Here is a 26719-nt window from a genome sequence, read left to right as displayed (position 1 = left end):
CCGTAAGGGGCTGTCCAGGCCGGCGTGCATGCGCCGGTCGGCCCTTGTCGTCGTTTCAGGACCGCCGGGTGCAGGACACCCCGGCGCAGGAAGACTTATGACCAAATCCCATGTGTCGCGCGCCGCCCTTGCCGCCGCGCTGGCAGCCCCTGCCATCATCATCGCTGCCGCCACCCTTGCCGCCCCGCTGCCGCCGCCGAACTGGCCGCGGCAGAGCCCGACAAATCGCCCGATCTGGCCGTCGCCACCGCCGATCGCGACATCGTCGTCACCGCCAACCGCGCGCCGCGCGCGCTCAGCGAGGTGGGTGAATCGGTGACGGTGATCGCGACCGACGAGATCGAGACGCGGCAGAGCAATGCCGTTGTCGATCTGCTGCGCACCGTGCCCGGCGTCACCTTTGCCCGCAATGGCGGCATCGGCACGTCGACCGGGGTCAGCATCCGCGGCGCGGAGGCGGACCAGACGGTGGCGCTGATCGACGGCATCCGGCTGAACGATCCGTCCTCGCCGGGCGGGGGCTTCAACTTCGGCAATCTGCTGACCGGCAACATCGCCCGGATCGAGGTGGTGCGCGGGTCCCAGTCGGTGATCTGGGGCAGCCAGGCGATCGGCGGCGTCGTCAACATGATCACCCGCGCGCCGACCGACACATGGGAAGTCAATGCCCGGGCCGAGGGCGGCTGGCGCGACACCTATCAGGCGGTGGCCAATGTCTCGGGCCGCGCCGGGCCGGTCGCGGCCAGCTTTGGCGCCGGCTACTTCACCACCGACGGCCTGTCGGCGTTCAGCGAGGCGCGCGGCGGCACCGAGCGCGACGGCTATGAGAATATCGGCGCGAACGGCAAGCTGCTGATCGACCTCGCCGCCAACATCGCGATCGATCTGCGCGGTTTCTATTCGCGCGGCGAGACCGACATTGACGGCTTCCCCGCGCCGCTGTTCGCCTTTGCCGACACGCTGGAGGTGGCGAAGACCGAAGAGTTTGTCGGCTATGCCGGCATCAACGCCACCTTCCTTGACGGGCGCTTCCGCAACCGGCTGGCCTTCACCTACACCGATACCGACCGCGACAATATCGACCGCACGGCGGCAACCCCGGTCAACACCTTTGCCGGGCTGGGCCGCAACGAGCGCATCGAATATCAGGGCATCTTCACCGCCAGCGACCGGCTGGAAGCGGTGTTCGGCGCGGAAACCGAAACATCGCGCTTCTCCACGTCCAGCTTCGGGGCCGCGCCGTCGACCGCGCGGGTGGGCATCGACAGCGTCTATGCGCAGCTGAGCGGCGCGCCGGTCAGGGGCCTCAGGCTGACGGGCGGCGTGCGCCATGACGATCACGACACGTTCGGCGGCGCGACGACCTTTGCCGGCAGCGGCGTGTTCACCCCCAATGGCGGCGCCACCACGATCCGCGCCAGCTATGGCGAAGGCTTCAAGGCGCCGACGCTGTTCCAGCTGCGCAGCAACTTCGGCAATCTGGCGCTGCAGCCCGAACGGTCGAAAAGCTATGACGTGGGCGTGGTCCAGCGCTTTCTGGACGGCCGGCTGGAACTGGGCGCGACCTATTTCCGCCGCGACACGCAGAACCAGATCGATTTCGTGTCCTGTTTCCAGAACAGCGCGGCGATCTGCACCGGCCGCCCGTCGGGCACCTATGACAATATCCGCCGCACCCGCGCGTCGGGCGTGGAGGCGACGGTCACGATGACCCCGGTCGATGCGCTCACCTTCCGCGCCCAGTACAGCCTGATCGACACCGAAAACCGCGACACCGGGCTGCGCCTCGCACGGCGGCCCGAACAGACGGTGAGCGCGCTCATCGACTATCGCTGGGCCTTCGGGCTGGAGACCGGCGCGACCATCGCGCATGTCGGCGACAGTTTCGACAATGCGGCGAACACCCGGCGGCTCGACGGGCATGTGCTCGTTGATCTGCGCGCCAGCTATCCGGTCACCGAAACGGTCGAACTCTATGGCCGCGTCGAAAATCTGTTCGATGAAGTCTATGAAACCATCTTCCGATACGGCACGGCTGGCCGCGCGGCCTATGTGGGTGTGAGGCTCCGGCTTTGATCAGACGCTTTCTGCTCGCCTGCCTGGTTCTGCCCGGCCTCACCGCGTGTGAGGCCGGGTCCGGTGCATGGAGCAGCGCGGCACCGCGCCCGCCGGCGGTGCCGCTGCGCGTCGTCAGCCTCGATTACTGCGCCGATCAATATGTGCTGGCGCTGGTGCCGCGAAACCGCATCGCCGCGCTGTCGCCCGATGCCCGCAAATCCTTCTCCTATCACCGCGCCCGGGCGGCGGGGATCGCGCAGGTGCCGTCACGGGCCGAGGATGTGCTGGTGCGCCGCCCCGATCTGGTCGTGCGCTCCTATGGCGGCGGGCCGGATGCGGCGCGCTTCTTCGCCCGGTCGGGCGTGCCGGTCGTCCAGATCGGCTATGCCAATGATCTGGCCGGCGTCCGCCGCACGCTGATCGAGGTGGCGGACGGCCTTGGCGCGTCCGCGCGCGGCGCGGCGCTGGCGCGGGCGATGGACGCCCGGCTCGCCCGGCTGCGGGGCGACAGGCCGGCGCGACAGGCGCTCTACATGACCCCGGCGGGGGTGACGACCGGGTCGGGCACGCTCATTCACGCGATGATCACCGCCGCGGGCCTGGCCAACTTCATGGACGCGCCGGGCTGGCGGCCATTGCCGCTCGAACGGCTTGCCTATCAGCGCCCGGATCTGGTGGCCGCCGCCTTTTTCGGCACCGAGACCGACCACCGCGACGGCTGGAGCGCCGCGCGCCACCCGGTCGCGCGCGCGCAGCTGCGCGAACGCCCGGTCGTCAATCTCGACGGGGCGTCGACCGCCTGTGGCGGCTGGTTCGTGCTCGACGCGGTCGAGGCGCTGGCGCGGGGGGCGGAATGACCGACTTTCGGCTCAACATCGCGCTGGTCATCGCGGTCGTCGCGGCTGTGCTTGCCGCCTGTTTCCTCGGCTCGACCCCGCTGCCGCCGGCGCGGCTGGCGGCGGCGCTGATCGGCGCGGGCAGCCCGGGCGACATGACGGTCGTCTGGGCGATCCGCCTGCCCCGCGCGCTCGCGGCGCTGGCGGTCGGTGGCGCGCTCGGCATGAGCGGGGCGGCACTTCAGGGCCTGTTGCGCAACCCGCTGGCCGAACCCGGCGTGCTCGGCGTGTCGGCGACCGCCGCGCTCGCGGCGACCGTCATGCTCTATTACGGGCTGGCGGGGGTTGCCGGCTTCATGCTGCCGATGGCGGCGATCGGCGGGGCGATGGCGGCGACCGCGCTGCTCGCCATCGTCGCCGCGCGCACCGGATCGGTGGTGACGCTGATCCTGGTCGGCGTCGGCCTGTCGAGCTTTGCCGCCGCGGCGATGGCGCTGCTCCTCAACCTTGCGCCCAACCCGTTCTCGCTTGCCGACATGGTAACATGGATGATGGGATCGGTCGCCAATCGCAGCTTTGCCGATCTGGCGCTCAGCGGCCCGTTCCTGATCGCGGGGCTGACGCTGCTGCTGCTGACCCGGCGGGGCCTGTCGGCATTGACGCTGGGCGAGGAAGCCGCCGCCGGGATCGGCCTTGATGTCGCGCGGCAGCGGGTGCTGGTCGTCGCCGGCACGGGGCTGGCGACCGGGGCCGCCGTCGCCATTGCCGGATCGGTCGGCTTTATCGGCATCGTCGCCCCGCATCTCGTCCGCCCGCTCACCGGCCATGATCCGGCACGGTCGCTGCTGCCCGCCGCCCTGCTTGGCGGCTGCCTGCTGGTGGCCGCCGACATCGTGGTCCGCCTGCTGCCCACCGATGCCGAGCTGAAGCTGGGCGTGGTCGCCGCGCTGATCGGCGCGCCGGTCTTTGTCTGGATCGCCGCCCGCCGCCGGAGCGTGCAATGACCGCGCTTCATGCCGACGCGCTTGTCCACGCGGTGGGTGGCCGCCTGCTGGTCGATGGCGCGCATCTCCGGCTGGGGCCGGGCGAACTGGTCGTGCTGCTCGGCCCCAATGGCGCGGGCAAGACGACGCTGCTGCGCCTCGCCCTCGGCCTCATCGCCCCGTCATCGGGATCGGCGATGATCGGCGGCACCGATGCCCGGCAGCTGCCGGCGGCGGCGCGGGCGCGCCATGTCGCCTATCTGCCGCAGGGCCGGGCGCTCGCCTGGCCGGCGCGGGTGCGCGACGTCGTCGCGCTTGGCCGCTTCGCCTTTGGCGGCCCGCTCGGCCGGCTGCGCGCGGCGGACGGAGACGCGGTCGCGCGCGCGCTTGCCGCCTGCGATCTGGTCGGGCTAGCCGACCGGCGGGTCGACACATTGTCGGGGGGCGAGCTTGCGCGTGTCCACATCGCCCGCGCGCTCGCGGCGGAAGCACCGCTGATCATCGCCGACGAACCGGCAGCCGCGCTCGATCCGCTGCACCAGCATCAGGTGATGGCGGTGCTGCGCGCTGCCGCCGATCGCGGCGGCGGCGTGCTCGTCGTGCTGCACGATCTGGCGCTCGCCGCCCGCTATGCTGACCGGCTGGTGTGGATGCAGGACGGCCGGATCGTCGCCGACGGCCCGGTCGCGCAGACGCTGACCCGCGAACGGGTGGCGGCGGTCTATGGCGTCAGCGCGCGGATCGGCCCCGGCCCCGCCCCGATATCAGCATCGACGGGCCGCTGTGACGGCGCGCGCGCTGATGATCCAGGGCACCGGCTCCGACGTCGGCAAGTCGCTGCTGGTCGCCGGTCTGTGCCGCATCGCCCGGCGGCGCGGCATCCGCGTCGCGCCGTTCAAGCCGCAGAACATGTCTAACAATGCCGCCGCCTGCGCGGATGGCGGCGAAATCGGCCGCGCCCAGGCGCTGCAGGCGCGGGCGGCGGGCCTGGCCCCGCACACCGATTTCAACCCGGTGCTGCTCAAACCCGCAAGCGACCGGCGCGCGCAGATCGTCGTCCATGGCCGGGTGCAGGACGCGCAGGACGCCGCCCGTTACATGGCCGGGCGCGGCGCGCTGATGCCGGCGGTGGCGGAAAGCTTCACCCGGCTGGCGGCGGCGTTCGATCTGGTGATCGTCGAGGGCGCGGGCAGCCCGGCGGAGATCAACCTGCGCGCCGGCGACATCGCCAATATGGGCTTTGCCCGCCGGTTCGACGTGCCGGTGATCCTGGCCGGCGATATCGACCGGGGCGGCGTCATCGCGGCGCTGGTCGGCACCCAGGCGGTGCTCGACCCTGAGGATGCGGCGATGATCCGGGGGTTTCTGGTCAACAAATTCCGCGGCGATCCGGCGCTGTTCGACGACGGGCTGGCAGAAATCGTCCGCCGCACCGGCTGGCCGTCGCTGGGCGTCATTCCGTGGATCGCCGCCGCGTCGCGGCTGCCGGCGGAAGATGCGGTGGTGCTCGAACGCGGGATTGCGGGGCAGGACGCGCCGCTCACCATCGTCGCGCCGATGCTGTCGCGCATCGCGAACTTCGACGATGCCGATCCGCTCAGGCTCGAACCGGGGGTGGATTTCCGCTTCGTGCCGCCGGGCCGGCCGCTGCCGCGCAATGCCGATGTCGTGCTGCTGCTCGGCACCAAATCGACGCTCGCCGATCTGGCCTTTCTGCGCGCACAGGGGTGGGACACCGATCTGCTCGCCCATGTCCGTGGCGGCGGCCGGGTGCTAGGCCTGTGCGGCGGGTTCCAGATGCTCGGCCGACGCATCCGCGACCCGGACGGCATTGACGGGCCGGCCGGTGCCGCCGACGGGCTGGGCCTGCTCGATATCGAAACGGTGATGACGCCGGGCAAGCAGGTGCGCCCGGCGGCGGGGCGGTGCGCGCTGACCGGTGCGCCGGTTCAGGGCTATGAGATCCATGCCGGCAACACCCATGGGCCGGGGCTGGCCCGCCCGCTGCTCAACCTCGATCACGGCCCGGACGGCGCGGTCAGCGCCGATGGCCGGATCGCGGGCAGCTATCTGCACGGGCTGTTCGGCAGCGACGCGTTCCGCCGCGCCTGGCTGAACCGCGTGCGCCCCGGCGTGGCGGGCGATCTCGCTTATGAGGCCGAGGTCGAAGCCGCGCTGGACGGGGTGGCCGATGCGCTGGAGGCGGCGGTCGATCTGGACGCCCTGTTCGCGGCCGCGCGCACGCCGCTTCTGGGGGCATGACCGGCATGCTGACCGCATCGTCCGCCGGGGTGATGCTGGCGGCGCTCATGATCGAGGCGGTCTTTGGCTGGCCCGACCGGCTCACCCGCCGCATCGGCCATCCGGTCATCTGGATCGGCGCGCTGATCGCGCGCGCCGACGCGCAGGCGAACCGGCCCTATCTCAGCCACCGCAGCCGCTATCTGACCGGGGCAGCGGCGAGCATCGCCGTCATCGCCGTGGCGGCAGCCATTGCCGGGCTGATCGCAGCGGCGGTTCCGGGCGGCTGGCCGGGGCTGGTGATCCTTGCGCTGTGCGGATCGAGCCTGATCGCCGCGCGCAGCCTTTACGATCATGTCGCGGCCGTCGCGGCACCGCTGGCCGCCGGCGATCTGGCGGGCGCACGGGCGGCGGTTGCGCGCATCGTCGGGCGCGACCCGGCGCTGCTTGACGATGCGGGCGTGGCGCGCGCGGCGATCGAGAGCCTGGCTGAAAACATGTCGGACGGGGTGGTCGCCCCCTTGTTCTGGGGCGTGCTGTTCGGCCTGCCCGGCCTTGCCGCCTACAAGGCCATCAACACGCTCGATTCGATGATCGGCCACCGCACCGCGCGGCATCTGGCCTTTGGCGGGTTCGCCGCGCGCCTCGACGATGTCGCCAACCTGGTGCCCGCCCGGCTGACCGGGCTGCTGCTCGCCCTCGCCGCGCTCAGCCCGGCGGCGCTGGGCGCGATGCTGCGCGACGCGCGACGGCACCGCTCGCCCAATGCCGGCTGGCCCGAAGCCGCAATGGCAGGCGCAATCGGCGTCCGCCTGTCGGGTCCGCGCGCCTATCAGGGCCGTATCGCGCCCGAGCCTTGGCTGAACGGTACCGCGCCCGACCCCGATGCCGGGGCGATCCGCCGCGCGCTCGGCCTCTATGTCCGCGCGCTGGCGATCATGGCGCTGGCGCTGCTCGCCCTGATGCTGGCGCTGGGGTGGCGATGACCGACGCGCTGCTGCGCCATGGCGGCGCGCTCGACCGGATGCGCGCGGCCTTTCCGGACGCGCCGGTGCCTTGGATCGACCTGTCGACCGGGATCAATCCCTGGCCCTATCCGGCGGACGCGATGCCGGCCGACCTGTTCGCGCATCTGCCGACCGAGGGGGAACGCATGGCCTGCCACGCGGCGATGGCCGATGCTTTCGGGGCGTCAGCCGAGGCGCTGCTGGTGACGCCGGGGACGGAGCTGGTCATCCGCCTGCTGCCGTATCTGCTGCCCGGCATCCGGCGCATCGCCGTGCTCACCCCGGCTATGGCGATCATGCCGCCGCCTGGCGCGTCGCCGGCCGCAATGTCGTCGAGACCGCCGATCCGGTCGCGGCCGCAACAGGCTGTGACGCGGTCATGCTGTCCAACCCCAATAATCCGGACGGACGGGGCTTTGCGGCGGCAGAGCTGGCGGCATTGGCCGAAGATCTGGCGCAGCGCGGCGGGGTGCTGATCGTCGATGAAGCCTATGCCGATGCCGCGCCGGACCAGTCGCTGGCGGGGCTGGCGGGCCGCGACGGGCTGGTGGTGCTGCGTTCGTTCGGGAAATTCTATGGGCTGGCAGGCGTGCGGCTCGGCGCGCTGCTCGCCCCGCCGGGCCTGATCGCGCGCTGCGGCGATCTGCTCGGCTGCTGGCCGGTCAGCGGCCCGGCGCTGTGGCTGGGGCCAGAGCCTATGCCGATCATGGCTGGGCGGCGGCGACGCGGGCACGGTTGGCAGAGGCCGCTGCCGGCCTGGATGCGGTGCTGGAGCGGGCCGGGATCACGCTGTGCGGCGGGACATCGCTGTTCCGCTATGTCGCCCTGGCCGACGCGGCGAGATGCTGGCGGACGCTGGCCGAGGCGGGCATCTATGTCCGCCGGTTCGGCTGGAGCGACCGGCATCTGCGGATCGGCCTGCCCGCCGGCCCGGCAGAATGCGCGCGGCTGGCGCAGGCGTTGCCGGGGCAAGCGGCGGGATAAGCGCGGCCTGATCACCTGACCGGTGCAGGCCTGACCATGCGGAATGCCGCGGTCAGCCCGCGTGATACATTTGTTTTTGTCATGCCAGCATTTCGTTTCGCATATGTTATCTTTGGGCACCGGCGGTTCGAGACACCGGGCAGGGGCCCGATGCCGATATCGCCGCGCCGGGGCGGGAGGCCCTTATTCAATGTCCCACGCAAATCCTGTCAGACAGCTGGCCTTTATGCTGACCGTCGCGATCGGCATGGCCGGGCCGGCCTATGCCTATGAAGCGGCCCATGCCGTGGTTTCGGGCAAGCATGACCATGTTCATGCCGCAGCCTGCGGCCATGCCGCCGTCCAGCATGACGGCCACACCGATTATGTGCATGACGGGCATCTGCACCACATGCATGGCGATCATGCCGATGAACATGGGGCCGCCCCGGCCAGCTGATCCGCCGGGCGGTCAGCCGAACAGCAGCACGATCAGGGTCGCCCCGCCAATCGGGGCGACCAGCAGCAGGATGAGGTTCAGCGCCACCAGCGCCATCAGCCGCCGTTCGCGTGGACGGGTGATGCGCGGGCCGGGCAGCGGGCCGCGCGGCGGCGGCCAGGAGGCGGGCGGCGGATCGCCCCGGAAATCGACGAACATCGCGCCTCACATCTCCGGCTGCTGGCCAAGTTCGCGGTTGAGCCACAGTGCGACGAGCGTCGCCACCGCCCCCGACAGCAGATAGGCCCCGGATGCCATCAGCCCGTAATTGGCCGAGATCCACAGCGCAGCGAGCGGCGCGAAGCCCGCACCGAACAGCCATGCGAGATCGGAGGTGAGTGCGGATCCGGTATAGCGCCGCGCCAGCGTGAACCGCGCCGACAGCGCGCCGGAGGACTGGCCGAAGGCGAGACCGAGCAGGGCAAAGCCGATCAGCATGAACGCGGCCTCGCCCGCCTCTCCGGCACCGAGCAGCTGGGGCGCAAAGCCGCTGAACGCCGCAATCGCCACCGCCGTGCCGGCCAGCACATTGCGGCGGCCATAACGATCCGCCAGCCGCCCGGACAGCATGATCGCGCCGACGCCAAGCGCAGCGGCGGCCGCCTCGATCAGCAGGAAGCGCACCGGCGATTCGCTGGTGAACAGGAACACCCAGCTGAGCGGATAGACGGTGACCATATGGAACATCGCAAAACTGGCGAGCGGCGCGAAGGCACCCAGCACGATGACGCGCCATTCATGCCGCACCGTCTCGACGACCGGCGCGGGGTGCAGCGTCCGGCGTTCGAACAGCCGCGCGTAATCGGGCGTCACCACGATGCGCAGCCGCGCAAACAGCGCGACGACGTTGATCGCAAAGGCGACGAAGAACGGATAGCGCCAGCCCAGCTGAGGAAATCCTCCGCCGGCAGCGCCCAGATCAGAAATGCGAACAACAGGCTGGCGACGATCAGGCCGAGCGGCGCGCCCAGCTGCGGGATCATCGCATACCAGCCGCGCCGGTCGCGCGGCGCATTGAGCGCCAGCAGCGAGGCCAGCCCGTCCCACGACCCGCCAAGCGCCACCCCCTGCCCCATGCGGAACAGCGCGAGCAGCAGCGCCGATCCGACGCCGATGGCGGCATGGCCGGGCAGAAAGGCGATGGCCGCGGTCGATCCGCCGAGCAGGAACAGCGCAACCGTCAGCTTCGCCCCGCGCCCATAGGCGCGGTCGATCGCGGTGAAGATCGCGGTGCCGACCGGCCGGGCCAGAAAGGCGAGCGCGAAGATCGCAAACGAAGCCAGAGTGCCCTGGAGCGGATCCAGATAGGGAAACACCAGCTTGGGGAACACCAGCACCGAGGCGATCGCATAGACGAAAAAGTCGAAAAACTCCGACGTCCGCCCGATGACGACGCCGATGGCGATCTCGCCGGGGGCGACCGCATGGCCATCGGCATGGATCAGGCGGGCGTCCTGTTCGGCCCCGGTCGTTGGAATGCTGCTCGCTGCCATGATGATGCCCGGTCCTGCTGTCTCGCACCATCCTTATGCCCGTTTGATGCCGGTCAATGCATTGGACAAAATGTCCTATGTTCGACGCGGCGCGACAGGCGTAGCTCGGCCGGCATGAGCATGCTTTCCCGGCGTCGCCGGCGCCTCGCCCTCATGCCCGTGCTGCTGCCGCTGCTTGGCGGCTGCAACATGATCGTCCTCGATCCGGCCGGCGACGTCGCGCGCCAGCAGGGCAATCTGGTGATGATCTCGACCGCGCTGATGCTGCTGATCATCGTGCCGGTAATGGCGGCGACGATCTGGTTCGCGTGGCGCTACCGCGCGTCAAACAGCGCAGCGACCTACCGGCCCGACTGGGATCATTCGACCCAGCTTGAACTGCTGATCTGGGCGGCCCCGCTGCTGATCATCATCTGCCTGGGCGCGCTCACCTGGGTCGGCACGCATCTGCTCGACCCTTATCGCCCGCTCGCCCGCACCGCGCCGGGGCGTCCGGCGGCGGCGGCCCGCCCGCTTGAAGTGCAGGTCGTGGCGCTCAACTGGAAATGGCTGTTCATCTATCCCGAACAGGGGATTGCGACGGTCAACGAACTGACTGTGCCGACAGACCGGCCGATCCGGTTCCGCATCTCCTCCTCCTCGGTGATGAACAGCTTCTACATCCCGGCACTGGCCGGCCAGATCTATGCGATGCCGGGGATGGAAACCAGGCTGCACGGCGTGTTCAACCAGACCGGGCGGTTCACGGGTTTCTCGGCCAATTATTCGGGCGCGGGATTTTCCAACATGCGCTTTGCGGTCAACAGCCTTGACGCTGCCGGCTTTGACCGCTGGGTCGCGCGCACCCGCGCCGGCGGGTCGTCGCTCGACCGCGCCGCCTATCTGAAGCTTGAGCGGCCGAGCGAAAAGGAACCGGTGCGGCGTTACGCGGCGGTCGAGGCCGAGCTGTTCGACCGCATCGTCAATCTGTGCGCCGAGCCGGGCAAGATGTGCATGCACGACATGATGGCGATCGATGCGCGCGGCGGCATGGGGCTGGCCGGGCTCTACAATGTCCGCGCGCTCGCTTATGACAAATTCGCCGCGCGCGGCACCGGTGACAGCGCCAGCGACCGCTATGTCGCCGAAGCCTGCGCCAATCCCGCGATGTTGGGCGCAAGCCTGGCGCGCACCGACGCCGCGCCGGTCAGCCCGGCACCGCTGATCGGCGCGGGGCTCAGCCGGCCCGGTGCCGCGCCGATGACGCCGATTGCCCTTTCCCGCCTTGCGCCCCCGCCCGGCCGCGCCCCTGCGGCTGCGGACCGCCCCTGTGACAGGATCTGCCGTGATGAGCGCCCTCCCCGCCCCCGCAACCTCGCCGCTGCTCGGCAAGCTGTCGCTGGCCGCGCTGCCGCATGATCCCATCGTGCTTGCGACCATGGTGGTCGTCATTCTGGGTGGGCTTGGCCTGGTCGCCGGGATCACCCGCTACCGGCTCTGGGGCTATCTGTGGTCGGAATGGTTCACCACCGTCGATCACAAGAAGATCGGGATCATGTACATGATCCTCGGCCTGGTGATGTTCCTGCGCGGCTTTGCCGATGCGGTGATGATGCGGCTGCAGCAGGTGATGGCGTTTGGCGGTTCCGAAGGCTATCTGAACGCCCATCATTACGATCAGATCTTCACCGCCCACGGTGTGATCATGATCTTTTTCGTGGCGATGCCGTTCATCACCGGGCTGATGAACTATGTCGTGCCGCTGCAGATCGGCGCGCGCGACGTGTCGTTCCCGTTCCTCAACAATTTCAGCTTCTGGATGACGACGGCGGGCGCGGTGCTGGTCATGGCGTCGCTGTTCATCGGCGAGTTCGCGGCGACCGGCTGGCTGGCCTATCCGCCGCTGTCGGGCATTGCCTACAGCCCCAGCGTCGGCGTCGATTATTACATCTGGGCATTGCAGATCGCCGGGGTCGGCACGACGCTGTCGGGCATCAACCTGATCGTCACCATCCTCAAGCTGCGCGCGCCGGGCATGGGCCTGATGAAAATGCCGGTGTTCACCTGGACGTCGCTGTGCGCCAACATCCTGATCGTCGCCAGCTTCCCGGTGCTGACGGCGGTGCTGACGCTGCTCGGCCTTGATCGCTATGCGGGCACCAACTTCTTCACCAACGACTTTGGCGGGTCGTCGATGATGTATGTGAACCTGATCTGGATCTGGGGCCATCCGGAGGTTTACATCCTGATCCTGCCGCTGTTCGGCGTGTTCAGCGAAGTCACCTCGACCTTTTCGGGCAAGAAGCTGTTCGGCTATACCTCGATGGTCTATGCCACGATCGTCATCACGATCCTGAGCTATATCGTCTGGCTGCACCATTTCTTCACCATGGGATCGGGCGCGAGCGTCAACAGCTTTTTCGGCATCACGACGATGGTGATCTCGATCCCGACCGGGGCCAAGCTGTTCAACTGGCTGTTCACAATGTATCGCGGCCGCATCCGCTTCGAACTGCCGATGATGTGGACGGTCGCATTCATGCTGACCTTCACCGTGGGCGGGATGACCGGCGTGCTGCTGGCGGTGCCGCCGGCGGATTTCGTGCTGCACAACTCGCTGTTCCTGATCGCCCATTTCCACAACGTCATCATCGGCGGCGTGCTGTTCGGCATCTTTGCGGCAATCAATTACTGGTGGCCCAAGGCGTTCGGCTTCCGGCTGGAAAAGCGCTGGGGCACGGTCAGCTTCTGGTGCTGGGTCACCGGCTTCTGGCTCGCCTTTGCGCCGCTCTATGTGCTCGGGCTGATGGGCGTGACGCGGCGGATGCGGGTGTTCGACGATCCCGATCTGCAGATCTGGTTCGCGATCGCCGCCATCGGCGCGGCGCTGATCGCGGTCGGCATCGCCGCGATGCTCGTCCAGTTCGCGGTCAGCATCTGGAAGCGCGACGAACTGCGCGAGGCGAGCGGCGACAGCTGGGACGGGCGCACGCTTGAATGGGCGACGACATCGCCGCCGCCCGCCTATAACTTCGCCTTCACCCCGCGCATCCATGCGCTCGATGCCTGGTACGACATGAAGGCGGCGGGCGCGCAGCATCCGGTGACGGGCTTCAAGGACATCCACATGCCCGCCAATACCGGGGCCGGGGTCATCCTGGCGGGGATCAGCACCGTATGCGGCTTTGCGCTGGTCTGGCACATCTGGTGGCTGGCGGGCTTCAGCCTGGTGGCGCTGATCGGCACCGCCATCGCGCACACGTTCAACTACCGGCGCGATTATCACATCCCGGCGGCCGAGGTCGCGGCGACCGAGGCGTGGCGGACCCGCCAGCCCGTCACGGCAGGAGCCTGAGCCGATGCACGCGACACCCATGACCGCCCCGGCCAGCCGCGCGTCCATTACGAGCTGGACGAGCATCCCCATGCCGAGGGCCACAGCACGATGCTGGGCTTCTGGATCTATCTGATGAGCGACTGTCTCATCTTCGCGATCCTGTTTGCCTGTTACGCGGTGCTGGGCGGCAATCTGGCCGCCGGGCCGGGGCCGAAGGATCTGTTCGACCTGAAGCTGGTCGCGCTCAACACCGCGATGCTGCTGCTGTCATCGCTGACCTACGGCATGGCGATGATCGCGATGCAGCAGCGCCGGCTGGGCCAGACCCGGCTGTGGCTGGCGGTCACCGGCCTGTTCGGAGCGGCGTTTCTGGCGATCGAGCTGTATGAGTTCGCGCATCTGATCCATCTGGGCGCGACGCCGCAGCGCAGCGCCTTTCTGTCGGCCTTTTTCACACTGGTCGGCACGCACGGGCTGCACGTCACGTTCGGGCTGGTCTGGCTGGTGACGCTGATCGTCCAGCTCGGCCGGCACGGGCTGGTCGCCGCCAATCAGCGGCGCGTCGCCTGTCTCAGCCTGTTCTGGCATTTCCTCGACGTCATCTGGATCGGCGTCTTCACCTTTGTCTATCTGCTGGGGATGGTGCGATGAGCGCGCAGCTGCACGGCGACACGCATGACGGGCATGACGGGCCGGGCGGGGCGGAGATCCCGCACGCCTCGATGCGCGATTACACGATCGGCTTTGTCCTCTCGGTGGTGCTGACCGCGATCCCGTTTGCGCTGGTGATGACGGGCGCGGTGTCGGCCGCGCTCACGGCCGTGCTGGTGATGGCGCTGGCGGTCGCGCAGATCATCGTCCACATGGTGTTCTTCCTGCACATGAGCCCCAGGGCCGAAGGCGGCTGGACGATGACCTCGCTTGTCTTCACCATCATCGTCGTCGGGATCATGCTGGCGGGATCGCTGTGGGTGATGAGCCATCTGAACAGCAACATGATGCCGATGGCGCACGACACGGCCGCCATGCCGTGAGCACGCGCCCGCCAGCGGCGCGCATCGTGCTGACCGGCGGGCTGCTGCTGCTGATGCTCGCGGGGCTTGGCCTTGGCGTCTGGCAGTTCAAGCGCATGGTGTGGAAACACGCATTGATCGCGCAGGTCGAGGCGCGGCTGCGCGCCGATCCGGTCGCGGCCCCCGGCCCCGCCAGCTGGCCCGCGATCAGCGCCGGCAAGGACGCCTATCGCCGCGTCACCCTGTCGGGCCGGTTCCGCCATGACCGTGAAACGCTGGTGCAGGCGGTCACCGAACGCGGCGGCGGCTATTGGGTGCTGACCCCGCTTGAGGCGCCGGGCTTCACCGTCATCGTCAATCGCGGCTTCGTGCCCGCCGGCGCGCGCGATCCGGCGCGGCGGCGCGCGGGCAATCGCGCGGGGCCGATCACCGTCACCGGCCTGTTGCGGCTGAGCGAGCCGGGCGGCGGCTTCCTGCGCGCCAATGATCCGGCGCGCGACCGCTGGCATTCGCGCGATGTCGCCGCCATCGCCACCCGGCGACGGCTGGGGCCGGTCGCGCCCTATTTCATCGATGCCGATGCCGCGCCCAATCCCGGCGGCCTGCCGGTCGGCGGGATGACGGTCGTGCGCTTTGCCGACAATCACCTTGTCTACGCGCTGACCTGGCTGGCGCTGGCGGCGGGATGCGGGCTGGGCGCGGTTCTGCTATGGCGGCGCAGGTGAACCTGGCCACCCCGGACCCCGCACCCCCGGACCCTGCACCCGATGCGGGGCTGCGCAACATGGCGCTGCTGGTCCAGCTGCGCTGGCTCGCGGTCGGCGGGCAGCTGGCGACGATCCTGGTCGTGCACGGCCCGATGGGCATTCCCCTCCCGCTCGCGCCGCTGATCGGGACGATCCTGCTGCTGGTCGCGATCAATCTGGTCAGCCTGCCGGCGCTGCGCCGCCGCCAGTCGGTGTCGGAACCGGCGCTGCTCGCCGCCTTGCTGTTCGATGTCGGCGCGCTGACCTGGCAGCTGCATTTCACCGGCGGCCTCGCCAATCCGTTCGTCTGGCTGTTTCTGCTGCAGGTGGTGATCGGCGCGGTGCTGCTGCCGTCGGGCGCATCATGGGCGGTGGTCGGGGCCAGCCTGTTCGCGCTGTTCGTGCTGGCGGTCGATCCGGTGCCGCTTGCGCTGCCGCCGCCCTATGATGCCCAGCCGCTCGGCCTGTATCTGCAGGGCAGCATCGTCAGCTTCATCCTGATCGTCATCCTGCTCGTCGCGTTCGTGACCCGCATCGCGCGCAACCTTCGGGAACGCGATGCCGCGCTGGCCGCGATCCGCCAGCGCGCGGCGGAGGAGGATCACATCATCCGCATGGGGCTGCTTGCCTCGAGCGCGGCGCATGAACTGGGGACGCCGCTCGCCACCCTGTCGGTGCTGGTCAATGACTGGCGGACCATGCCCGAAATCCAGGGCCAGCCGGCGCTTGAGGACGATATCGACGACATGGATGCCGCGATCCGGCGCTGCAAGACCATCGTCAGCGGCATCCTGATGTCGGCCGGCGAGGCGCGCGGCGAGGCGACCGAGCGCACGACGCTGCGCGCCTTTCTGGCCGGTATTGTCGATGAATGGCAGGGCGTGCGCGGGCTGCGCCGGCTGGAGCTGTCGGACGATCTGGCCGCCGATCTGCCGATCCTGTCCGATCCGGCGCTGCGCCAGGTGATCGGCACCGCGATCGACAATGCCGCCGAGGTGTCGCCCGACTGGGTCGGCCTCAACGCGACGCTGGACGGCACGGCGCTGGTGCTGAGCGTGACCGACCGGGGACCGGGCTTTCCGGCCGATCTGCTCGATGGCTTTGGCCGGCCCTATCGCTCGACCAAGGCGCGGCCGGGGCCGGGCTGGGGCTGTTCCTGCTCGTCAATGTGGTCCGCAAGCTGGGCGGCACCGCCAAAGGCGCGAACCTGCCCGAAGGCGGGGCGCGGGTGACGATCCGGCTGCCGATCGCGGCGCTGAGCGTGCCGGACAGGGCGGGCGGATGAGCGCGCCGCCCGTGCTGCTGCCGCCCTGCTGCTGATCGTCGAGGACGATCCCGCCTTTGCGCGCACCCTCGCCCGCTCGTTCGAACGCCGCGGCTATCAGGTGGCGACCGCGACGGGGCATGACCAGCTGGCGGCCCTGCTTGCCACGGGCGCGCGGCCCAGCCATGCGGTCGTCGATCTGAAACTCGCCGGCGGCGCATCGGGGCTGGCCTGCGTGCAGACGCTGCGCCACGCCCTGCCCGAGGCGCGGATCGTGGTGCTGACCGGCTTTGCCAGCATCGCCACCGCGGTCGAGGCGATCAAGCTGGGCGCCGACCATTATCTCGCCAAGCCATCGAACACCGATGATATCGAGGCGGCGTTCGCGCGCATGGGCGGCGATGTCGATGCCCCGGTCGATGGCCGCCATTCGTCGATCAAGACCGTGGAATGGGAACATATCCACCAGGTGCTGGTCGAGACCGACTTCAACATCTCCGAGGCTGCACGCCGGCTGGGCATGCACCGCCGCACCCTCGCCCGCAAACTCGAAAAGCGCCAGCTGCGCTGACCGGCGCCAAACAACCGCTATGTAGCGCGTTTTTTTGTTCGTCTTTCCGGCCCATGCCGGACAAGACATGCAAGCCCGTCGGTCGTTAAGGGGCCGGAGCCCAGAAAGACCAGCGCTGATCGCGGACGAAGAACGTTCTTGTGGTCAGCGCGACGGGGGGCAAGGCGATGGCGGGGCCTCAGGACAGAGTGGATGCGGCTTCGCGCCTGTGGCCGGGCTGAGGACACGCAGCAGCGGGCCGGTCAGCAGCGTGCAGGCCAGCGCCATCAGCACGAGCGGGGCAAACAGTGCCCCGCCGATCACGCCGCGTTCGACAAGGATGGTCGCGACCAGCACCTCCATCAGCCCCTTGGTCTGGAGCGCGACGCCAAGCGCCAGCCCCTCGCGCTGCGTCAGTCCGGCGATGCGCGCGGCCAGCGCGACCCCGGCCACCTTGGCGATCACCGCCGCGCCGGTCAGCAGCAGTACCAGCGCGACCAGCGCTGGCGACAGCAGGTCCGCCGTGATGCGCAGGCCGGTTGCCATGAAGAAGAACGGCATCAGCAGGAACAGCGCCGGCCATTCGATGCGGGCGCGGATGTCAGCGCGCAGCCGGGCGGGAACGATCATGCCCGCCGCGAACGCGCCGATGACCGCACCCAGCCCGATCATGTCGGCCAGCGCGGCCGACAGCGCGGCAAACGCCGCCGCCAGGATCAGCGGTGCCGCCATGTCGCCCCGCCCGGCCAGCCAGGCCAGGCCGCGCCCGGCCGCCCAGAGCAGCAGGCCGTAAGCGGGCAGCCACAGGATCGATCCCACCGTCGCCGCCCCGCCGGCCACCAGCAGGATCGCGGCGACACACAGCCACATGCCCGCATCGGTGATCGCAGCGAGGCCCAGCGCGCGCTGACCAAAGCCGGTGCCGATCAGCCCAAGCTCGTCGAGCAAAGCTGCCAGCACCGGCAGGGCCGTCACCGACAGCAGCAGCGCTAGTGCGGCTGCATAAAGCCCGAAAGGCGTGCCCGGCGGCAGCGTTTCGGGCCAGACCCGCGCCAGCGGCACTGCAAGGGCAAAGCCGGCGGCGAGCGGGACGAGGAACGATCCGGCGGCGATCAGCGCCAGCCCGCGGCTGCGCCGGAGCACCAGGCTGTCGAGATGCATGCCCGTTGCAAAGGCGTAGAGGACGACGCCGATCTGCGCGACCGTGCCGATCGCCGCCGCCGAACCGGGCGGGAAGATCGCCGCCTGCACACCCGGCGCGATCCGCCCGAGGATCGCCGGGCCGAGCAGCACCCCGGTCACGATCTGCAGCACCGCAAGCGGCACGATCCGCGCCAGCCCGAACAGCCGCCACAACAGCCATGGCCCCGCGATCAGCAGGGCCGCCTGGACAAGCAGCTGGGCACCCGCGCTCATCGGCGCGTGGCCCGGCGGGCGAACAGGCCGAACCCGGCGATGACGGCATAGCAGAGAGCCGGCACCGCCAGCGCCGCACGCAGCCCGGCCAGATCGGCGACATGGCCGGTCAGCGGCGGGATCAGCGCGCCGCCGACGATCGCGACGCAGATGATGCCCGACCCATCGGCGGCGCGCGGCCCCAGCCCGTCACAGGCAAGGCTGAAGATGGTCGGAAACATGACCGCGTTGCACAGGCCGATCGCAAGCAGTGCATAGCCCGAAATCGCCCCGCCCGCGACCGCCGACACCAGCAGCAGCGCTATCGCCCCCGCGGCCACGCCCGTCAGCATCCGCCCGGGGGCGATCCGGCGCATCAGCGCCGCGCCGACGAACCGGCCAAGCAGCGCACCGCCCAGTAAAGCGGCACGTGCTGGCCCGCTGCGCGTTCGCCAAGCCCCAGAACATCGCCCTGCATCAGATAGTTGACGATCAACGATCCGATCGCGACCTCTGCCCCACATAAAGAAAGATCGACATGGCACCGAAGCCGAAGCGCGGCCGGGCGAGCAGATCGATCCCCGCCGGCATCCTGCCCGTCTGTGCCGGCGCGCCCGTCCCCGACATGGCCGGGCCGTCAGCGCCATCCCCCGCCAGCCGGTCCCGCCGCCGCCAGACGAGCAGCGCGACGACCAGGATGCCGGCCGCCAGCGCCAGATAGGTGCGCACGATGATCTGCGTCTCGGCAGCGCGATAGGCGGTGAGCGCATCCCCGGCCAGTCCGGCGGGATCGACGGTCGCAAGCGATCCGAGGATCAGCGACGCGCCCAGCAGCGGAAAGACGGTCGTGCCCAGCGCGTTGAACGCCTGCGCGAAGGTCAGCCGGCTGGGGGTCGAGCGCGCAGGGCCGAGCAGCGAGATCAGCGGGTTGGCGACCACCTGCACGGTGGTGATCCCGCTGGCGAGCACGAACAGCGCAGCAAGGAACAGCGCGAAGCGCCCCGACAGCGAAGCCGGGATGAACAACAGGCAGCCAGCCATCATCGTCACCAGCCCGAGCGCTGCCGCGCGCAGATAGCCGATGCGGCGGACCAGCGCGGCAGCCGGCAGCGACACGACGAAATAGGCGGCGAAAAACGCCGACTGGACGAGCATCGCCTCGGCATAGCTGAGCGTGAACAGTTCCTTGAGCTTGGGGATCAGAACGTCGTTCAGGCTGGTGATCCCGCCAAAGATGAAGAACAGCGCGAACACGAACAGCCGCAGGTCCGGCGCGTCCACGCCGTCCGCGTGCGGGGGGCTGCCCGATGCCGCCTGTGCCGTCATCGCTGCGCCCGCCATACCCCGTCCTTCCCGGCCGCCGCGGCCGTCTGCGCCAGCCATGCCTTCTGGCCGCCAAAGTTGCGCGCCGCGCGGCGCAGGAAATCATCGACGCGGTCGAGCCGCGCGGCCAGCCCCGGCGGCGGTGCCGCCCGCGCCGGTCCGGCAAAGGCACCATAGCCGGCCAGCAGGCAATACCATGACATGGGCGCATAGATGCCGCCAATGCCCAGCCCGTCGATCACCGCCCCCAGATCCTCCCCCGCCGTCCAGGCGGCAAGCACCGTTTCAAGACTGTCCGACAGGCCGGTCAGCGCCGCCGCGTCGCGCCAATAGGGCGTGTCCCGCCGGCCGTTCATCCGGTAATGGCAGACGATGTAATCGCGGATGCCGTCGATGCGCGCGGCGATGCGGCGGTTGAACGCGTCGCGGTGGCGCGGCGTGAAGCCCCCGGCCTCGAACGCCTGGATGAAGCCTTCGACCGTCGCCTGGACGATGTGCAGCGCCGTCGCCTCCAGCGGTTCGACAAAGCCCTGGGCCAGCCCGATCGCGAGACAGTTTGCCGCCCAGCTTTCAGCCAGCCGGCCAACCCGCATCGTCAGGTGCCGCGCGGGCGGCGCATCGCCGCCGTCCAGCCGCAGATGCGCGCGCAGTTCCGCCTCAGCCGCTGCCCCGTCGAGATAGCGCGACGCATAGACATAGCCATGGCCGGTGCGGTGCTGGAGCGGGATCGCCCAGGCCCAGCCGGCGGACAGGGCGGTCGCGCGGGTCTGCGCGTCCGGGCCGTCGGGCGCGACCGGGCCCGGCAGCACGACCGCGCGGTCGTTGAACAGCGTGTCGGCAAAGGACAGGAACGGGACCCCAAGCGCATCGCCGGCCAAAAGCGCGCGAAAGCCGCTGGCATCGATGAACAGATCGCCGGCCAGCGGTTCATCATCGGCCAGCACCAGCCGGGCGATGCGCCCATCCTCGATCTCGGCGCCACGGACATTGCGGGCGACATGCCGGACGCCCAGCCGCCGGCCCGCATGTTCGGCGAGCACCCGGCCGATCAGCGCGGAATCGAAATGATAGCCATAGCCCGGATCGAACGGGAAGCTTTCGTCCGGATGCGGTGCCTTGCGTCCGGCGGCCAACAGGGCCGACAGGAAGAAGCGATCGGGATGGGCCGGAACGTCAACCCCCTGTTGACGGGCGTGGCACAGGTCGAAGAACAAGGGCGCGCTGTGCATGTCGAGCGGCCCGGCAAAGGGGTGGAAATAGCTGGCATGGCCCGGCCGGTCGGACCAGCCGTCAAACCGGATGCCATGCTTGAACGTCGCCTGGCAGCGCGGCATCCAGTCGGCCTCGGCAATGCCCAGCGTGTCGAACAGAGCCTTGAGCTGGGGGGTCGATCCCTCCCCGACCCCGATGATGCCGATGTCCGGATCCTCGACCACGGTCACCACCGCCCCGCGCCAGCGGCGGGCGATCAGACAGGCGGCCATCCAGCCCGCGGTGCCGCCCCCAGCACGACGATACGCAGGCCCGGCGGGACGGCGCTGCCCCCCGGCCCTGCCATCGGCCCGGCAGCGGTCATCGCCGGGCGGCCCGGATCAGCACCGCATAGCCGCCGCCCGGTGCCATCGGGATCGCCAGCGTGTCACCGCGCCTGACGGTGCGGGTTTCGACGATCATCCGGTGGCGGCTGTCCGCCGCAGTCGCGCTGGCGTCGGGCGCGTCGCGGTGGATCACCGCCTCGTAACCGCGCCCATGCTCGAGAAAGTCGAGCGCGACGGGCACCGTCCGCGCGGTGGCGTCGGTCACCGCGCCCAGCACCCAGTCATCCCCGCCCGCGCCCGGCGGGCGATCGTCACATGCTCGCCGACCGCGCCCGACAGGACGCGCGTTTCCTCCCAGTCGGTCGGCACCGCGCGGATGAAGGCGAGCGCGGCGGGCGCGCGCGCATAGGCCTCGGGCGTGTCGGCCACCATCTGCAACGGCGAATAAAGGACGATGTAGAGCGCCAGCTGCTTGGCGAGCGTCGACATGATGGCGCTGCCATCCTGCCCGGTCAGGCTGACAATGCCCGGCGTGAAGTCCATCGGCCCTTCGAGCATCCGGGTGAACACCAGCGCGGCCTCATGCCCCGGCGGGTTCTTGCCGCCCCAGGCGTTATACTCCATCCCGCGCGATCCCTCGCGCGCCAGCCAGTTGGGATAGGTGCGGTGCAGGCCCGTGCCCTTGACCGGTTCGTGCGCGTCGATCGCCACCCGGTGGCGCGCCGCCGTCTCGAGCACGCGCAGATGGTGGCCGACCATCCACTGGCCCTCATGCCATTCGCGCAGCACGCGACCGTCCGGCATCCGGCGTTCGATCTGCCCGGCATCGGTGACATAGCCGGTCTTGACCACCGCCTCGCCGTGCCGCGCGGCAAAGGCGAAGGCGCGGTCGAGCTGGTCTTCATAATGGCTGACCGCGCCGCCGGTCTCGTGATGGCCGATCAGGCGCACGCCGCGCCGCCGCGCATGGGCGGCCATCGCCGCCAGATCGAAATCCTCGGTCGCGCGGGTGAAATCCATCGCATTGCCGTTGCCGAACCAGTCGCCGTCCCAGCCGATGTTCCAGCCTTCGACCAGCACGCCGTCAAACCCGTTGTCGGCGGCGAAATCGATATAGCGGCGGACATTGGCGGTGGCGGCCCCGTGGCGCGGCCCGCGCGCCCAGCTCCATTCGCCCTTGATCATGTTCCACCACACGCCGACGAACTTGCCCGGCCGGATCCAGCCGATGTCGGCGATGCGCGCGGGCGCGTTCAGGTTGAGCATCAAATGGCTCATATACAGGCCGGGCGCATCATCGGCGATGATCAGCGTCCGCCACGGCGTCGCCCAGGGGCCGGTGCGCACCACCTTCGCCCCTTCCGCCGCCGGCGTCAGCACCGCCCTGAACCCGGTGCCACCGGTGCGCATCACCGCCATGCCGGCATAATCGACCAGCGCCGCCTCGTGCAGCGCGACATGGGTGCCATCGGCCAGCCGCACCGTCAGCGGCGTCGCCGCCGTGCCGACCGCATCCAGCGGCGTGCGTTCGTAAAGATATTCCTCGCGGTTCCACAAAAAGGCCGGCTTCCACCAGGCGGTACCGGGCTGGGCGAAGTTGAACTCGGTCAGTTCCTCGGCGATGCGGGTTTCGCCGGCGCCCGGCTGCTCGGGCATTTCATAGCGCAGGCCCAGCCCGTCATCCTGCACGCGGATCACCAGATCGATCGTGCGGCCGGGTGCCGCCGCCTCGCGCATCCGCACGCGCAACTCGTTATGATGGCTGCGGATCACCCGCCATTCGCCCCAGGGCTGCTGCCAGCTTTCGTCGCGGGTCGTGCGCCCGGCCTCGGCCAGCACCAGTCCGCGCTCGAACTTGCGCTGATCGGAAAACAGGAAGCCCAGGCGCGAGGGCGCGATGATCGCCGCCCCGCCGCGGCGGACGGCATAGCTCGCCCGCCCTTCATTGTCGGTGTCGACCACCACCTCGATGCGCCCGTCGGGCGAGGTGACGCTGAGCGGCGCGGCCGCTAGCGCGGTCGGCGCGGCGGCCAGCAGCATCGCCGCCAGCAGCCGGCGCAGCATCGGACGCGCGCTCATCCGCCGATCACCATCGCCGCATAAGCGCCAAGTCGACCGGGGGCGGCATCGCCGACGCCGATCAGCACCGGTCCGGGCGGCGTCTCGACCAGCACCGGATCGCCGCTCAGGTTGAACAGGCAGGTCAGCCGGGCATTGCCATGCCGGCGGGCGATGACGAGCACCCGCTCATCGGCGCGCAGCACCTCCAGATCGCCCCAGCGCAGCGCCGGCTGGGCGGCACGGAACCGGATCAGCCGCCGCGCAAGGTTGAGGAGTGAGCCCGGATCGGCATCCTGCCGGTCAACGGCAAGCGGCGCATGATCCGGCCCCAGCGGCAGCCAGGGCCGCGCGGTCGAAAAGCCAAGCCCCGGTTGCTCCGCCGCCCAGGGCATCGGCGTGCGCGCCCCGTCGCGCGACAGCGTCAGCGGCCAGTTTGCGATCGCTTCAGGGTCGCGCAGATCGGCAAAGCCGATTTCGACCTGGGTCAGGCCCAGTTCCTCGCCCTGATACAGGATCGGGTTGCCGCGCAGGGACATCAGCAGCAGCAGCGCCATGCGGGCAAAACCGTCCCGCCCCTCGGGCGCGACCCAGCGCGAGACGCAGCGCGGCGCGTCATGGTTGGAAAAGGCCCAGCTCGGCCAGCCCAGCCCCGGCGCGTCCGGCCAGCGCGTGACCGCGTCCGCAACCAGCGCGGGGGTCAGCCGGTCGGCATAGAGAAAATCGAAGCTGTAGGCAGAGTTCAGCCGCCGGTCGCCGGCGGTGAACGCCTTCATCTCGGGATCGGGATCGGCGCCGCCCACTTCGGCGACGGTGAACCGGTCCGGATAGTCGTCGACCGCCGCGCGCAGCCGCTCGATAAAGGCCGGGATGTCGGCATGGCTCTGATTGTGGCGATGCTGCTGGAAATCGAACGGCCGGGTGCGCGGCCGGCCGCTGTCGGGCGCGGGCGGATTGTCGGTCAGCGCCGGGTCGTGCATCGTGAAGTTGAGCGCATCGAGCCGGAAGCCGTCGACGCCGCGGTCGAGCCAGAACCGTGCGACACCGAGCAGCGCCGCCTGCACTTCGGGATTGTGGCAGTTGAGATCGGGCTGCGACGAGAGAAAGTTGTGCAGATAATATTGCCCGCGCCGCGCATCCCAGGTCCAGGCCGGGCCGCCGAACACCGACTGCCAGTTGGACGGCGGCGTGCCGTCGGGCCGGGGATCGGCCCAGACATACCAGTCGGCCTTGTCGGCCCCGCGCCCCGACCGGCTGTCGGCGAACCAGGGATGCTGGTCGGAGGTATGCGAATAGACCTGGTCGATAATGACCTTGAGGCCCAGCCGGTGCGCGCGGGCGACAAGCGCGTCGAAATCGGCAAGCGTGCCGAAAATCGGATCGACATCGCAGTAATCCGCGACGTCATAGCCGAAATCGCGCATCGGCGAGCGGAAGAAGGGCGACAGCCAGATCGCGTCGACACCCAGCCTTGCGACATGATCGAGCCGCGCGGTGATGCCCGGCAGATCGCCGATCCCGTCGCCGTTCGAGTCCGCAAAGCTGCGCGGATAGATCTGGTAGATGGTTGCGCCGCGCCACCAGGGCTGGCCGGTCACGGGGATGATGATGGGGGATGTCGACATCAGGTGGCCTCTGCCGCGCAGATCACCGATCCGAGCGGCGCGATGGTGAGCAGGATGCTGCCGGGCCGCGCGGCGGCCGCCGGACAGTCGCCAAGCAGCGGGGTGAAACGGGCGGACCGGGTGTCGACCTCGACCGCCGCGGTCAGCGGGCGGGTGGAGGTGTTGAACGCGAGCACATATTCGCGCCCCGAGTCCGGATCGAAGCGGGAGACGGCGAACAGGCCGGGGCCGTCGTCCCCGGCATGGCGCAGCCGCTGCGCGCCGCGACGGAGTGCCGGATGCGCGGCGCGCAGCCGGGCGAGCGCGGCAATCTCGCGGTAGAGCGGATGGCCGGGATCGAAGCCGCCATCCCCGACCAGCCGGTCGGTGCCCAGCCGTGGCTCGCGCGCGTGGGCGGCGACCCGGGTGGGGAACATGGCGGCGCGCGCATCCTGATCGCCGCCGGTGCCGACATAGCCCTGTTCGTCGCCGGCATAGATGGTCGGCACACCGCGCAGCGTGAGCAGCATCCGGTGGGCAAGCAGGGTGCGGCGGTAGAGCTCGTCCGGGGTCGCGCCCGGATTGGCGCGCGCGACGAACCAGCCGAACCGGCCGATATCGTGATTGCCAAGAAAGGTCGGCAGGGCGAGCGCCGCCGCCGCGCCGCCTTCATAGAGCGGATCGCCGAAGAACAGCCGCGCCAGCCGCGCCGTCGGCCGCCCTCTGCCACGGTTTCGGTAATCGCCGCCTGGAAGGCGAAATCGAGCACCGACGGCAGACCGTCGACCCGGGTGTGGCGCGCGCTGCGCCCGGGATCGACCTCGCCAAAGGCGATTTCGCCGAAAATATGGAAGTTGGGGATGCCGCGCGCCGCCGCCCGCGCGCGCATCGCCGGCACGAACGCCGCCCAGAATTCGGGGTTCACATGCTGGGCGGTATCGATCCGGAATCCGTCAATCCCGAACCGGTCGATCCAGCTGCCATAGATCTCGATCATCCCGGCGACGACGCGCGGATGCTCGGTCATCAGATCGTCAAGGCCGGCAAAATCGCCCATCGTCGAACTTTCGCCCTGAAAGGTCGAGTTGCCGCGATTGTGATAAAGCAGCGGGTCGTTCAGCCAGCCGGGCACCTTCACCCGTTCCTCGCCCGCCGGGACATAGGGGGTATAGGCATAGCCGGGATCGGTCAGCCGGGCGAAGTTTTCGGGGCTGCGGACATGATCGCCGGCAAAGCCCGGATTGATCGCCAGGCCGGACAGCCCGCCCTTCGCCTGATAGGGATAATCGGCGCGCGACCGATAGGCGCAGGGCGCGCATTCGCGGTACAGGATGACATCGGCCGTGTGATTGGCGATGATGTCCATATAGACCTTGATTCCGCGGCGGTGGGCGGCGTCGACCAGCGCCCGAAACTCCGCCTCGGTGCCGAAATGCGGATCGACGGTGGTGAAATCGGTCACCCAATAGCCGTGATAGCCCGCGCTCTCGCCGCCCTTTGGCCCCTGCACCGGCTTGTTGCGGAAGATCGGGCCGAGCCAGATCGCCGTCGCGCCCAGCCCCTCGATATAATCGAGCCGCGCCATCAGGCCGCGCAGATCGCCGCCATGGAAAAAGCCCTTGTGCGCGGGATCGAACCCCGTGACCTCGCGCGGGCCGGACAGGCCGCCCCGGTCATTGGCGGGATCGCCGTTTTCGAACCGGTCGGGCAGCAGGAAATAGATCAGCTCATCCCCGGGCGGGCGCGCGCGCAGCCGGGCGAGCGGATCGGTGTCCGCCGCCCCCGCGCCGGACCCGAGCAGCGCGAGCGCCGCGAGCAGGTGTCTGAGCGCC

Annotated in this window: 19 protein-coding genes and 5 pseudogenes; 16 read left to right on the top strand and 8 right to left on the bottom strand. The window is 69.7% G+C overall.

The window, feature by feature from the left end:
* Nucleotides 1-303 precede the first annotated feature (303 nt).
* From GVO57_RS08100 to GVO57_RS08065, 9 genes and pseudogenes are all read left to right on the top strand, one after another.
* A complete protein-coding gene (locus tag GVO57_RS08100) occupies nucleotides 304-2076 on the top strand; it encodes a TonB-dependent receptor plug domain-containing protein (RefSeq protein WP_233281297.1) in 1773 nt (590 codons plus the stop codon).
* Complete coding sequence (locus GVO57_RS08095) at nucleotides 2073-2915, top strand: ABC transporter substrate-binding protein (RefSeq protein ID WP_233281296.1); 843 nt, start codon at nucleotides 2073-2075, stop codon at nucleotides 2913-2915. Before GVO57_RS08100 ends, GVO57_RS08095 begins: the two co-directional genes overlap by 4 nt.
* Nucleotides 2912-3898, top strand: coding sequence for a FecCD family ABC transporter permease (locus tag GVO57_RS08090; RefSeq protein WP_160592722.1), 987 nt, complete (start codon nucleotides 2912-2914; stop codon nucleotides 3896-3898). The genes GVO57_RS08095 and GVO57_RS08090 overlap by 4 nt, the downstream gene beginning before the upstream one ends.
* Complete coding sequence (locus GVO57_RS08085) at nucleotides 3895-4794, top strand: ABC transporter ATP-binding protein (protein ID WP_233281295.1); 900 nt, start codon at nucleotides 3895-3897, stop codon at nucleotides 4792-4794. Before GVO57_RS08090 ends, GVO57_RS08085 begins: the two co-directional genes overlap by 4 nt.
* Nucleotides 4679-6139, top strand: coding sequence for a cobyric acid synthase (locus GVO57_RS08080; protein ID WP_160592721.1), 1461 nt, complete (start codon nucleotides 4679-4681; stop codon nucleotides 6137-6139). The genes GVO57_RS08085 and GVO57_RS08080 overlap by 116 nt, the downstream gene beginning before the upstream one ends.
* Nucleotides 6136-7104: an adenosylcobinamide-phosphate synthase CbiB gene (gene cbiB, locus GVO57_RS08075; RefSeq protein WP_233281294.1), complete on the top strand. Its 969-nt coding sequence runs from the start codon at nucleotides 6136-6138 to the stop codon at nucleotides 7102-7104. The genes GVO57_RS08080 and cbiB overlap by 4 nt, the downstream gene beginning before the upstream one ends.
* A gap of 70 nt (nucleotides 7105-7174) precedes the next feature.
* A pseudogene (locus GVO57_RS14975) lies at nucleotides 7175-7696 on the top strand (aminotransferase class I/II-fold pyridoxal phosphate-dependent enzyme); the annotation flags it as partial.
* Between the two features lie 107 nt (nucleotides 7697-7803).
* A complete protein-coding gene (locus tag GVO57_RS15430) occupies nucleotides 7804-8109 on the top strand; it encodes a hypothetical protein (protein WP_327785566.1) in 306 nt (101 codons plus the stop codon).
* A gap of 226 nt (nucleotides 8110-8335) precedes the next feature.
* The gene (locus GVO57_RS08065; protein WP_160592720.1) at nucleotides 8336-8548 is read left to right on the top strand and encodes a hypothetical protein; all 213 of its coding nucleotides are present in this window, start codon (nucleotides 8336-8338) and stop codon (nucleotides 8546-8548) included.
* A 12-nt stretch (nucleotides 8549-8560) separates the two neighbouring features.
* On the opposite strand, the gene GVO57_RS08060 is transcribed toward GVO57_RS08065, so the two are convergent.
* Both GVO57_RS08060 and GVO57_RS08055 read right to left on the bottom strand, forming a co-directional pair.
* Entirely contained in the window at nucleotides 8561-8746 is a 186-nt protein-coding gene (locus tag GVO57_RS08060; RefSeq protein ID WP_160592719.1) for a hypothetical protein, read from the bottom strand.
* Between the two features lie 6 nt (nucleotides 8747-8752).
* A pseudogene (locus tag GVO57_RS08055) lies at nucleotides 8753-10080 on the bottom strand (MFS transporter).
* A 153-nt stretch (nucleotides 10081-10233) separates the two neighbouring features.
* On the opposite strand from GVO57_RS08055, the gene cyoA reads away from it, so the two are divergent.
* From cyoA to GVO57_RS08020, 7 genes are all read left to right on the top strand, one after another.
* Nucleotides 10234-11478 (top strand): ubiquinol oxidase subunit II, encoded by a 1245-nt coding sequence (cyoA, locus tag GVO57_RS08050; RefSeq protein ID WP_160592718.1) that lies wholly within the window; start codon nucleotides 10234-10236, stop codon nucleotides 11476-11478.
* Nucleotides 11408-13414 carry a cytochrome o ubiquinol oxidase subunit I gene (gene cyoB, locus GVO57_RS08045; RefSeq protein WP_160592717.1) on the top strand — a complete coding sequence of 669 codons (2007 nt, stop codon included), beginning with the start codon at nucleotides 11408-11410 and terminating at the stop codon, nucleotides 13412-13414. Before cyoA ends, cyoB begins: the two co-directional genes overlap by 71 nt.
* A gap of 54 nt (nucleotides 13415-13468) precedes the next feature.
* A complete protein-coding gene (cyoC, locus tag GVO57_RS08040; protein ID WP_233281555.1) occupies nucleotides 13469-14047 on the top strand; it encodes a cytochrome o ubiquinol oxidase subunit III in 579 nt (192 codons plus the stop codon).
* Complete coding sequence (gene cyoD, locus GVO57_RS08035) at nucleotides 14044-14430, top strand: cytochrome o ubiquinol oxidase subunit IV (RefSeq protein WP_160592715.1); 387 nt, start codon at nucleotides 14044-14046, stop codon at nucleotides 14428-14430. The genes cyoC and cyoD overlap by 4 nt, the downstream gene beginning before the upstream one ends.
* A 53-nt stretch (nucleotides 14431-14483) precedes the next feature.
* Nucleotides 14484-15134 (top strand): SURF1 family protein, encoded by a 651-nt coding sequence (locus GVO57_RS08030; RefSeq protein ID WP_160593901.1) that lies wholly within the window; start codon nucleotides 14484-14486, stop codon nucleotides 15132-15134.
* Nucleotides 15131-16387 carry an ATP-binding protein gene (locus GVO57_RS08025; RefSeq protein WP_327785502.1) on the top strand — a complete coding sequence of 419 codons (1257 nt, stop codon included), beginning with the start codon at nucleotides 15131-15133 and terminating at the stop codon, nucleotides 16385-16387. Before GVO57_RS08030 ends, GVO57_RS08025 begins: the two co-directional genes overlap by 4 nt.
* Nucleotides 16388-16465: 78 nt before the next feature.
* On the top strand, nucleotides 16466-16990 hold the full coding sequence (locus tag GVO57_RS08020) for a response regulator transcription factor (protein ID WP_160593900.1): 525 nt from the start codon (nucleotides 16466-16468) through the stop codon (nucleotides 16988-16990).
* 144 nt (nucleotides 16991-17134) lie between these two features.
* Here GVO57_RS08020 and GVO57_RS08015 read toward each other — a convergent pair whose 3' ends face one another.
* From GVO57_RS08015 to GVO57_RS07990, 6 genes and pseudogenes are all read right to left on the bottom strand, one after another.
* Complete coding sequence (locus tag GVO57_RS08015; protein ID WP_160592714.1) at nucleotides 17135-18385, bottom strand: cation:proton antiporter; 1251 nt, start codon at nucleotides 18383-18385, stop codon at nucleotides 17135-17137.
* Nucleotides 18382-19690, bottom strand: a pseudogene (locus GVO57_RS08010) (sugar MFS transporter). Before GVO57_RS08010 ends, GVO57_RS08015 begins: the two are co-directional and overlap by 4 nt.
* Nucleotides 19687-21171: a tryptophan halogenase family protein gene (locus tag GVO57_RS08005; protein ID WP_160592713.1), complete on the bottom strand. Its 1485-nt coding sequence runs from the start codon at nucleotides 21169-21171 to the stop codon at nucleotides 19687-19689. Before GVO57_RS08005 ends, GVO57_RS08010 begins: the two are co-directional and overlap by 4 nt.
* A gap of 88 nt (nucleotides 21172-21259) precedes the next feature.
* Nucleotides 21260-23304, bottom strand: a pseudogene (locus tag GVO57_RS08000) (glycoside hydrolase family 97 protein).
* Entirely contained in the window at nucleotides 23301-24908 is a 1608-nt protein-coding gene (locus GVO57_RS07995) for an alpha-amylase family glycosyl hydrolase (RefSeq protein WP_160592712.1), read from the bottom strand. The pseudogene GVO57_RS08000 and the gene GVO57_RS07995 overlap by 4 nt, the downstream one beginning before the upstream one ends.
* Nucleotides 24908-26706, bottom strand: a pseudogene (locus tag GVO57_RS07990) (alpha-amylase family glycosyl hydrolase). Before GVO57_RS07990 ends, GVO57_RS07995 begins: the two are co-directional and overlap by 1 nt.
* Nucleotides 26707-26719: the final 13 nt, after the last annotated feature.

It is taken from the genome of Sphingomonas changnyeongensis (genome assembly GCF_009913435.1).
Taxonomy (GTDB): Bacteria; Pseudomonadota; Alphaproteobacteria; order Sphingomonadales; family Sphingomonadaceae; genus Sphingomonas_B; species Sphingomonas_B changnyeongensis.
The sequence above is the reverse complement of the archived record's forward strand: the minus strand, read 5'-3'. Positions and strand labels throughout refer to the sequence as shown.